Here is a 7979-nt window from a genome sequence, read left to right as displayed (position 1 = left end):
TACTACAGAAAAAGTAGAAGTTAGTGATAATAATAAAGAAGTTAAGGATACTGTTACAAAAACACAAGAAAAACCTATAACAAAAACAAGTACAACAACCCTAAAAAAAGATAATAATATAACAAAAACTACTAAAGATGTAACAACTAGAAAAACACTGAAAAAAGATAGTCAAATAGACTACTATGTATCTGGTGATAAAGGATTAGATACAAATGATGGAACAATTGATAAACCATACAAAACAATAAATCAGGCTCTAAAACAAACAACAAAAGATAATATCTACAATATACACATATCAAGTGGTAAATATACTGGTACTGGTAACACAAATCTCACAGTAAATGGTGACTATAAAATAAATTTCATAGGTCAAAACACCATTATTGATGGTGAAGCAAGATATGATATGAAAAAAAGTCTTAATCCTGATGAATATTACTGGGAATCTTCTCCAGAATGGTATCCATATGAAAATGGTACTGGTAACTGGGCTATAAACATTACAAAAGGAAGTGGACTTATAACACTCATCAACATAACAATACAGAACTGTTGGAGTGCTGGTGGAAACAATATTTCTTCATACAAAACAGCAACAATTGATAACTATGGAAATTTAACAGTAAATAATGTTAAATTTATTAACAATTGTGCTGGAGTTGGTGCAGGTATCAGAAATAATCATGAAGCTACATTATATGTAAATAACAGTTTATTTGAAGGTAATAGAAAATCAAGTAGTACTGGAAATGAAGGAGCAGGTATCTACAACAATGGAACTGCAACAATAATAAACAGTACCTTCCAAAACAACTATGCTCGTTGGGGAACAATATTAAGTGATTATAAGTTAACAATCATAAACAGTACAATTAAAAACAACATTGCATACGATGGAACAAGTACATATAAATTTGGTGCGGGTATTGCAATAAATACTGGAGAAGCCGATTATTTCAATCCATACAGAAATGATGGTATAGATACAAAAATATTAAATTGTAACTTTACAAATAATGGACAAACAGATATATATGCTGGTGAAGGAGATTTACTTGTATCAGAATGTAAATTTAATAATAGTACTGGAATCTATATAGATTCAGTAAATAATAATACCATGAAAGCTATTATTGAAAACTCCACAATAAAAGATAGTCAACCATCACAATTATTTAAAAGTCTTTCAGTAGATGATGGTACCTCCTTTGGAATATATGCTCTTGGAAATGGAAACTTAACAATTAGAAATAACATAATTGACTTTGAAAATAATGGATATGGATTATATGTAACTGGAAATACAACCATAACAAATAACTCCATAAGAAACATAATACAAGTAAATGGAAATAACAACAACATAACAAACAACAACATAAAAACAATTGAAGATTATGCAATATATGTTAAAAGTACGGCTAAAAACAATATAATAACACTAAACACACTAGAAAGTAACATATTATATGGAGATAAAGCAGTAGAAAATATTACAGGTAATGTTATAGAAAATAACACACCAACTCTTGGTAAAACAATAACTATAACAGATGAAACATATGAAAATTACTTCTATAAGAATGGATCTGTAATACCGGGTGCAATCGAAAGTGGAAGTACAATTAACCTTGTAGGTGACTTTTATAATAGACAATTTGTAATAGATTCAATACACATAGTATTAAAGAAAAATGATAGAAAATACCTATACAACACCACAATAACTGTAAAAGATGATGGAAGAATTCATGCAGAAAAACTTTTAATAAACAATGAAGACTATAATCCTAATGGATATGTAATCTATATTGGAACATTAAAAAATTCATTAACAAAACTTAAAATATCCTCAACTAGTACAAAAGCACTAACTGGAGTTATTATAAATAACAAATACAATACTTTAAAAAGTAACACTATTACAATAGAAGGTCCATCTAATAATATGAAAAATAATATTCCAGATACTATGGGTATTTTCATTAATTCATATGGAAATAAATTAGACAGTAATAGAATAAATGTATACAATACAACAAATGGTCAACAAAAAGGAGTAGTTGCAGGAATTGTATTATTAAATGCTGATAATAATGTATTAAACTTTAATCAAGCATCTATCTCTGGAGATGAATATGCAATTGGAATTTACATGATTAATTCCAGTAACAATCATTATACTTCAAACTTCAATGGATTACGTCCAACAGCAACAAATGCAATAGGAACATATCTTACTGGCAATGTTAATAATAATCAATTTATTGCAAGTAGTTCCTATAATTATATAAAAGCTACAAATAAGGGTTATTTATTCATTATCAATGCAACAAATGGAAATAATAACACCATATCAGGTCAATCCATGAATAAACTTGGTACATTTACCCAAGGAGAAGACATATTATTAATTAATACCAATAATACTTTTATAAACAAAACAACTTTAAGTTCTAATGGAATAAAAATAGTAAATGCAAATAACACTATAATATTCAGTAGTACTTTAAAAAACAACAATAACACAATTGTATTTATTAATTCTACAAACAATACAATTAATAACACTGCAATATCTGCAAATTATGGAATAATCTTTGAAAATTCAAGTAATAATACTGTTATTAATTCTAATATTAATACAACCGAAACTAACACTGTAACAATTATTAATTCCAACAACACTAACGTAACTAAAAATTATCTTAACTATAATAATACATATGGTGGAGACAGTAGTGTAAGATTAATAGATAGTTCCAACAATATAATTAAAGATAATACTCCCCTTATAATATTACTTACAAACGATAATTACAATCAGTACTTTAAAAACTCAGTACTTACTTCTAATGAAACTACAATTATAAACTTAGCATCAAATCTTTATAATAAAGATTTAGTATTCAACATACCAGTACAATTTGTAAATCCAAATAAATACACAATATACAATGGAACAATAACAATAGGTGAAAATTCAACACTAACTGTGATTGATGGTATAATATTAAACAGTACTGATGAAAGGGAAACTTTAGTAAATATTAAAGGAAATAGAACTACCCTACAAAATGGAATAATCTATCATGAAAATCATGAAAAAGAAGCTCATAGTATTGTAATAAATAACACTGGCCGTGTTTCACAAACTCTTAGTAAAAACAACATAACAACATTAGGTCCTGAAATAAAAACAAAAGATAACAGTCCAAGTACCACTTCAATTAAAGTTATTTCATCTAATGGACTAAATTATGATTTTAATACTAACAACATAACAACAATTACAACTAAATATGATAACAATGGAAAAATAAGTGGAATGTATAATAAATTAACTATAAATTCCTTTGATATAAAAATTGGATCTAATAATGTAGTAGTAAAAGGATATAATGATGTTACAGGATTAGAAGGAATGTATAAATCAAGTTATAACAATAATATAGAAGTTTATGCTAATAAAACTGCTTATGGTATAAAAATGGAAAATTCTGACCGTTTAAGTATGGATAGAGATACATTTAATGTAATTTCCAATAACACTTCAAAAATATTCTACATAAACAATATTACAAGTTATGTTCAATTTTCTTCAATAGACTTAACAGTAAAAGCACCTACAGTAATTATTGTAGATATAAACAATGCTAACAATCCAGATGCATTTATGAAAGGTCTTGGAAATTTAAAGTGGAATAAATTAAATCTTGATAGTAAAAATACAACTATTATAAAATCTAATAACTCAGAGATTAGTTTTTCACATAAAACTGGAAATATCACTGGAGAAAATATTATATTACTTGATGCTGAAAATACTGTTGGAGAATTTAGTAGGCTCTCATATAATATTACAGCAAATACTACCACCCCCCTCATACAACTAAAAAATAGTCAAATGAATTTAAAAAATAATAACATAGTAGTAAATACAAGAAATATTCCTATAATATCAGTTCAAAATTCTGATGTTAATATAACTGGAAATTATTTAGAATCATTTAATTTAAGTGGAAATGAAGCTATTTTAGCAATAAATATCACTGGATTAATTGAAAATAACACTCCAACAACAGATAACTATAAATCATATGTTAATTTAGATAAAGATTCAGTAAATGCTAACAAAACAGATAACATAACAATTAATGTTGTAGATAGTTTTAACAACATTATACCAAGTGGAATTATAACAGTAACAATAGATAATAACATAACACAATACAATCTAACAAAAAATCCTGTGGTAATTACAATCAACCCAACTGTAGAGAAATTTAAAATATCAATAACATATTCTGGAAATGAAAAATATATGGAAAGTTCCACTACTAAAAACATAAATATAGTTAAAAATTCCGTGAATATAACAGTAGATCCAGTAAATGGAGTTTATAATGATTCAATAAATTTAACAGCACATGTTAAAGATGTAAATGGAAATAACATAAACACTGGAAAAGTTATATTCAATATTAATGGAGTGACTATTTGTGATACTGATGGAAATCCAATAGAAGTTCCTGTTGTAAATGGAACAGCTATACTTGACACTATTGCTCCTAGAAGTTGGATGAAAAATAATTCAACAATAAATGCATTATACCTTGAAAATGATGTATATGCAAGTGGTGAAAGTAGTAATGAAACAGTTACAATCACGCAAAGAACACCAACAGTAACAATAATGACAGATAAAACAACAGTAAAATCTAAAGATGTTGTTAGATTCATAGTTCAAGTAAGAGATGGTAATAAACTAGTAACTGATGGACATGTAATACTAAAACTCAATGGTAAAACCCTAAAAGATACTAATGGAAATATCCTCCTGTTAGATATAACAAATGGAATTGCATATCTTGATTATGAAATACCACAAGGATTCAGTGCTAAAAACTACACAGCAACAACATTATTTGTTGGACGTGACTATGTAAAAACATATGCAAATACTTCACTAGAAGTATTAAAAACAAACACACATATAGATGCTAAAATAACAGATGTTATAGGAAATATAGCAAATGTTAAATTAAATATTTATGATGAAACGAACAACCTAGTAAACCGTAATACAAAAGTAACAGTGAAAATAAATGGAAAAACAGTTATAAACCAATTAAATATAACAGGAACAGGAAACATCAATTTAACACTACCCCAAACAAAAGATGAGACTTACTCAATAGAAATAATAGCAGGAGAAAACAATGGATATGAATCATCAACACAAACAATAACATACACAATACCAAAAGCATCAAAAATAACAACACACATACAATCAACAGCTACACAAATAACAAATAAAACAGCAACAGTAGCAGTGCAAATATATGATGATAAAAACCAATTAGTAACAGGAAATACAAAAGTAGTAGTAAAACTCAATGGAAAAACCCTAAACAACACAGTAGCAAAAGATGGACAAGTAAACATAAACATAACCATACCAACAAAAAAAGCAACATACACACTAACAGTAATAGCAGGAGAAAACAACAAATACAAAGAATCAACAATACAAGTACCATTAAAAGTAGAATCTATACCAAAAACAAAGATTTGAAGAGATTTTACTTCTTAACCCCCTTTTAATTGAGTATACACACTATATTCAAAATAAAATAAAAAAAAATACATTCTATTTCTTAAATAAATCAATATACATAATCTTGATTTTTATAAAAGGATATTTTTCAAGAAAAAATTCATAACTAATTATCATAATTTATAATGATTTTTAATATACATTTAAATAATATGAAACATGAATATAAACATAACTAAAATTTGTTTAGTTACAATTTAAATATTAAAGATTAATATAAACGAAAATACTATTTTTTAGGTGTTAAAAATGAAGCTTAAAGGAAAAGTAGCAATAATAACTGGAGCAACAGCAGGAATAGGTAAATCAATAGCATATTTATTTGCAGAAGAAGGAGCTTCCACCATACTCATTGCAAGACGTAAAGAAAGATTAGAACAAATTACAAACGAAATAAATTCCAATGGCGGTGATGCTTCAGCATGTATTGGAGATGTAACAAAACAAGAAGATATAGACAACGTTGTAAAACTCGCATTAGACAAATATGGTAAAATAGATATAATAGTTAACAATGCTGGAATAATGGATGATTTTGTATCTGTAAAACATATAGATGATGATCTATGGGATAAAACAATTGATGTAAATTTAACTGGCCCAATGCGATTAATAAGAGCAGTTATCCCTGAAATGATTAAGAATAATGGAGGCAATATAATTACAATATCATCAGTTGGTGGATTAATAGGAAAAATTAGTGGAGCAGCATACACTGCTTCAAAACATGGAGTTATAGGACTTGCTAAACATACAGCATGGGTATATGGAAAACATAATATACGTTCTAATGTAATAGCACCAGGAACTGTTAATACAGAAATAGCAACAACAATAAATCCTGGACGAATGGATATGGAAACATATGAAACCATAGATCCATTTGTAAAATTATCTCCAAAGTTAGGTCAATCAAAAGAAATTGCTCAAATTGCATTATTTTTAGCATCTGATGATTCATCATTTGTTAATGGAGATGTAATTAAAGCTGATGGTGGATGGTTATCATGATCATCCCATACTTTTTTTTAGAAAATAATATATTAAAAATAGATATTATGACTTAATACTGATTTTAAAAAAAGGAAATTATAAGTGGATTATTTAACCACTTACATATTTTAATAATGCATCTACTATTGTATTTACATTACTTGTATATACATAATCATAACCATGTGATTTAAGATATGTATCAGGATGAGCTATTCCTTTAAAGCTACTTGGACTGTAGTTATCATCATGTGCACGTTCTAACCAGTCAAGTCCTGTTATATCTTTAGCTGTAGCTGAATGATATGCAAAGAATACTAATCTATTTGCTTTTGCTCGCATGAAACTTCTTGTACATACATCATATATTACTCCAGCATCTGCTCCACCAAATACTGATAATTGTATTGCATTGTCTGGTAATGATTTTTCCCATATTGCTGCATTATGTGTATTTGGTCCTACTCCTAATAGTTTTACTGTAAATCCTTTACTTTCAAGAATTTTTTTAATACTATTTACAAATGCCTTATCTTTTGATGTGGTAAATATGTTATCTGTTGATATTACTACTAATCTTGATTTAACATTTGTTGGATGTATTGTATTCCAATTATATATTTTACATGATGATGGAAGATATTTTGAAGTTGATACATCAATCATCTTAGTATATGTATATACTATGTTATAGTAACCAAATTTTCCCCATGATGTTGTTATATATTCTGGTGCTTTTGAATTACTTTGATAGTAGTTTAGTACTTGATTTCCAATATTTAATACCTGAGAGTCTGATAATACTACTGATTTCATTGAATCTGTTTGTTTAGATATTGGTGCATAATGTTTGTATTCAACAGGTGTTGATGATTTTCCCTGATATACATTTTTAGCCATATGTATCATTAAAGGTAAGAAATCTTGTAGACCCATTGTTGTTGATCCTACTGTTACTGTACTTACTATTTTATTAGATTCAAATTGATTTCTCACAGATATTGCTGCATTTCTTATTTGAGTATATGTGAAAGTATTTTTAAGTACTGTTAATGTTTTTGTTGTAGCTATTGATGATGAATATATGTTATTTCCACCATATGTTGCTGTTAACTTATATTTTCCTGTATCTAATTCCGCGGTATTATATGTATAGTATGCTTTACCACTAGAAACACTACCATAACCAATAGTTTTTCCATTAACTTTGAAAGCAACCTTACCATTAGAAATGTATGCGTTGTTATTTTTATTAGTAATTGTTGCTACTAATTGAATCTTATTTCCAGCGAGAACTGATTTATCAGCTAATGAAATTGTAGAGTTTAGTTTATTTATAGTTAATAAAGCATTATCT

General features: G+C 27.1%; 3 protein-coding genes. 2 read left to right on the top strand and 1 reads right to left on the bottom strand.

Features of this window, described 5'->3' with window-relative positions; all coding sequences use genetic code 11:
• Together A9758_RS04400 and A9758_RS04395 are read left to right on the top strand one after the other, a co-directional pair.
• On the top strand, window positions 1-5587 hold a 5587-nt coding region (locus A9758_RS04400), incomplete at its 5' end, for a right-handed parallel beta-helix repeat-containing protein (RefSeq protein ID WP_084759202.1).
• A 291-nt stretch (window positions 5588-5878) separates the two neighbouring features.
• Window positions 5879-6640: an SDR family oxidoreductase gene (locus tag A9758_RS04395; protein WP_011405665.1), complete on the top strand. Its 762-nt coding sequence runs from the start codon at window positions 5879-5881 to the stop codon at window positions 6638-6640.
• Between the two features lie 93 nt (window positions 6641-6733).
• Here the strand turns inward: A9758_RS04395 and A9758_RS04390 are convergent.
• The coding region (locus tag A9758_RS04390) for an Ig-like domain repeat protein (RefSeq protein WP_143740870.1) at window positions 6734-7979 on the bottom strand (1246 nt) is incomplete at its 5' end.

This window comes from Methanosphaera sp. A6 (assembly GCF_001729395.1).
Classification (GTDB): domain Archaea; phylum Methanobacteriota; class Methanobacteria; order Methanobacteriales; family Methanobacteriaceae; genus Methanosphaera; species Methanosphaera stadtmanae.
Note: the sequence above shows the minus strand (reverse complement) of the source record. Positions and strands in the feature narration are given on the sequence as shown.